This is a genomic window from Streptomyces sp. NPDC058877, assembly GCF_042742855.1.
Classification (GTDB): Bacteria; Actinomycetota; Actinomycetes; order Streptomycetales; family Streptomycetaceae; genus Streptomyces.
This window is the reverse complement of record NZ_JBHYMF010000334.1, coordinates 1-3794: the sequence shown is the minus strand read 5'-3', so window position 1 is coordinate 3794 and position 3794 is coordinate 1. Positions and strand designations below refer to the sequence as shown.

The 3794-nt window shown below is 70.0% G+C and carries 3 protein-coding genes; all 3 read right to left on the bottom strand.

What is annotated here, in order from left to right:
- Positions 1-174: 174 nt before the first annotated feature.
- A complete protein-coding gene (locus tag ACFW2Y_RS35045) occupies positions 175-1428 on the bottom strand; it encodes an FtsX-like permease family protein (RefSeq protein WP_384887577.1) in 1254 nt (417 codons plus the stop codon).
- Positions 1412-2158, bottom strand: coding sequence for an ABC transporter ATP-binding protein (locus ACFW2Y_RS35040; RefSeq protein ID WP_384887574.1), 747 nt, complete (start codon positions 2156-2158; stop codon positions 1412-1414). Before ACFW2Y_RS35040 ends, ACFW2Y_RS35045 begins: the two co-directional genes overlap by 17 nt.
- Positions 2155-3794, bottom strand: a 1640-nt coding sequence (locus ACFW2Y_RS35035; protein WP_384887571.1) for a hypothetical protein, incomplete at its 5' end; no start/stop codon positions are given. The genes ACFW2Y_RS35040 and ACFW2Y_RS35035, both read right to left, overlap by 4 nt.

Genomic DNA, 3794 nt, shown 5'->3' with positions numbered 1-3794 from the left:
CACCCCCCAGGTCATCCGTTCGACAGGGGGACACAGTCATGCCGGGCCCGGAGGCCAGCGGCCCTCTTGCAGGACCGCGAAGAACATAACGGGGGCGACGGGCAGGGCCCACGTCTGGGGAACCCTCCAGGTGCGGGGCACGGTCTCGGTCGACCGCGTCCCACACCCACACCCTCACACGTTGTGGCGTCGCACTGTCAGGTACGGGTCGTCCGCGAGCGCGCGCCGTCCGCCGACGAGTGCGCCGACCGCGAGTCCGAGGACTGGAAGGACGAGGACCGCCAGCGCCCAGCTGGGTCCGGGAATGGTGTCCCAGGGACGGATTGTCAGCCCCAGCGCTTCGCTAAGGGGGCCGGACAGTGCGGCGGCCACGGAGGCGCCGGCCAGGAGTCCCAGGAGCCCGGCGGCGAGTCCGGTCCGCACCGCTTCACCGATGAGGAGGCGGCGCAGGGAGGACATCGACTCGCCGAGGACTCGGAGGACGGCGAATTGGGCGAGCCTGGCCCGGACGCTGTCCATCGCCCGGGATGCCCCCAGCAGCAGCGACACGACCGCGAGCAGGGCGGCGAGCGCCAGGGTGAACCACTGGACGGCGCCGAAGAGTCCGGGCAGGTTGCCGATCCGGTCCGAGACCGGTGACGCCGAGATGCCGAGTTTCTGCAGGGCTGCGGTGACGGGCGCGACGTATCGCTGGTGCTCGGTCACCACGAGGGCGCTCTGGGCGCCTTCGGTGCTCATGAACTCCGTGGGTGTCTGAGCGGCACGAGCGGCGGCGAGCCGCAGGGCAGTGGTCGGGGAGACGTAGGCGGCAGCGGGCCCGTCCGGCTGCCAGGACGGATCGTAGGCGGCGACGACGGTGAGGGCGATGTCCTTGGTCGTGCCCGTGTTGGGCCCGGTGCCGACGGTGTGCGAGAAAGTGAGGGTGCGGCCCACGAATCCGCCGAGGTCGGTGTCGTCGGCCCTGGCGGGGACGATGATCTGGCCGTCGGCGAGTTGTTTGGCCGGGGCCTGGCCCTCGACGACGGGAATCGTGCTGCCTGGCACGTAGCTGTTCGCACCGAGGACGTACGTGCCGCCGGTTTCCGTGGCCGCGTACACCGAAGCCGCGTAGTCGGGCACGACCTGGGTGACGCCGTCGATGCCGGCAGCCTCGGTGAGGACGTCCTGGGTGAGCGGCCGTGCGGAGCCTCCGGCGCCGGAGCCCGAGCCGGTCGTGGCGAGCTCGATCTGGGTCAGGCCGCCGCTGGACAGGACATCGCGCTCCACGGCGGTGGATGCGCCGCTGGTCACTCCGACGGACAGGGCGAGCAGTGCCGACAGGGCGGTCACGGTGGTCAGGGCTCTGCGCAGGGAGTTGCTGTCGCGGCGCCAGGTGAGGCCGCTCCAGCCGCCGGGGTGCCGCGGGGCGGTCTCAGTGGACGGGGTCACGCGGTTCCTCCTGGGTGGGGCCGGCGGGGGTGGCGTCGGTGAGTCGTCCGTCCACGAGGCGGGACGTCCGGGCGCACCGGTCCGCGATGCGCGGGTCGTGCGTGACGACGAGTACGCCGGTGCCGCGCGCCGCGCACTCCAGGAGTGCCTCCATGACGAGGTCGCCGTTTTTCTCGTCGAGTCCGGAGGTCGGTTCGTCGGCGAGGATCAGCGCGGGTTCGTGTACGGCGGCGCGGGCGATGGCTACGCGTTGCCGCTGGCCGCCGGAGAGTTCCTGGACCGGGCGGTCGGAGAGGTCCGCCATGTCGAGTGCGGACAGCGCGGCGCGCGCCTGTTCGCGATGGCGGGCTAGGCGCGGCCCGAAGGCGGCGGCGACGTTCTCCCAGGTGTTGAGGAACGGGAGGAGACCGAGGTCCTGGAGGACCGTGCCGACGCGATGGCGGCGCAGGGCGTCGGGGTCGCCTGCGGCGGGGTCGGCGCCGGCGATGGTGACGGTCCCGGCCGTGGGTGCCAGGATCAGTCCCGCCAGCGCGAGCACGGTGCTCTTGCCACAGCCGGACGGGCCCTGCACGGCATGGGTCAGGCCTGCGGGCAGGGTGAGGTTCAGGTCCTCGATCACGTTCTGGTCCGTGCCTGGATATCGGTAGGACACGGAGTCGAGGACGAGTGCGGTAGGCGGTTCTTCGAGCACGATGCGCTCCGGGACGCTGGGACGGGTCGGTGCTGTCATCGCAGGGAGTAGGCGGCGTTGGTGGCTTCGATATCGGCGGGACCGCCAGGAGTGCGGCTGTAAAGGGACGTGCTGCTCTTCGCCGTGAACTTTGCCACGAGAGAGGGAAGTTGGTCGTAGAACTCCTGGGAGATCACCGCTCCGGAGTGAACAGCGGCCCAGTAGGCGTCAGCGGCGCCGATGAGGTCGCCGTCGCGTAGCAGATCGGCGGCGATTTTCGTCAGGTCGTGGCCGCTGACGGTTCGGGCGGCCTGTTCCTTGCAGCCGGATTCGCCGAGGAGCCGGAGGGCGCGGAGCGCAGGGCCGTCGAGTCGTCTGCCCTCGGGCAGTGCGGGAGTGATGTCGGTCTTGGGGCAGCCGAGTTCGAGCTCGATGCGGGCCCGCATGTTGTCTCCCCATTGGGCGGACCGGTTGGCCTGATAGCGCGGGGGCACGACGAGCGCGGCGATATCGCGTTGGCCTTCTGCTGCTCGGGGGCCGCAGGCTAGTTCCAACCGGTCGCAGATCAGGGCGACCATGACATTGTCTCCAGGGGGGAGTTCGCGTTCATTGCTGAGCTTGCGCACCGCGTCGGTGAGCCAGTCGGGTGCCTGTTTATGTGTTCCGGTAATGGCGAGTGCGCGAGCCGCTTCGTACGTCGCTCGGAGGTTTCCCTGCTGATCGGGCGTTTCGACGACGAGTCCCTTGTCATCGAAATCGGCCCTGGTCTTGATGCTCTTTTCCTGAGGAAGAGCTCTGCGAGCCAGCCAGCGTGTTTGTGGATTGTCCGAGCTGATGCCGGCTTTGAGGCATTGCGTGGATTCCTGCGGCAGACGCGTGGCCGGGGAGAGGATCCGCTGGGCGGCCAGCTGAGCGGCGTCGGCCCCGGTGCACGACTGGGCCGTGGCCTCTGAGCGCCAGTCGCTGACCGCGGTGGACGGCTTCAGGGGGCGGCCGAGTTGGGACAGCGCGTCTGATGCCTCCAGCACGGGGATCGGCGTGCTGATCCGGTTCGCGTCCGCCGCGAGGGCGTCAAGCGCCGACTCGGGTACGCCGTCCGCCTTACCGAGACAGCGCAGAGCGGTGAGGAAAGAACCGCGGGTGGCGACGGACGTGTCGATGCTGTCCGTGGAGCCTCGGGTGATCAGGTACGTGCGGGCTTCCTCCAGCGCTTCCTTCGACCACGGGACTTGGTCCAGGAGGCGCTGGGCATGCGGTGATGGAGCGCCAGGGTCCTCGGGGGCGACCGCCAGGCACAGATAGTAGGCACGCCATGCGGGCGATTCGGTCGCGTCCGAATCCGCGAGGGCGATGAGCGCTTTGTCGTCGAGGGCGGGCATGGCGGCCGTGCCGTCGGAAAGTCGGGTCTCCTGGCGGCCGTACGCGGTGCTGTGAAGGCGGGGGCGGGCGCCGTGCGCGACAGCCTGCGGGCGAACGAGGTCGTCGTCACCCCGCAGCTGTCCCAACGCCTCCGGCAGTCCCTGGCCCGGAGCGTCGGGTACATGGTCGCTCTTGCCCGGAAGGAGCTGGCCGATGTGCAGGGGGAGCGTGAGGACGAGCGCGAGTAGCAGAGCACCCACCCCGACCAGCCACGCGAGTCGCTTCCTCGTCATCGTGGATCCCGTGTTTCTCACGTAGTGCGGTTTGGTGTACGGCG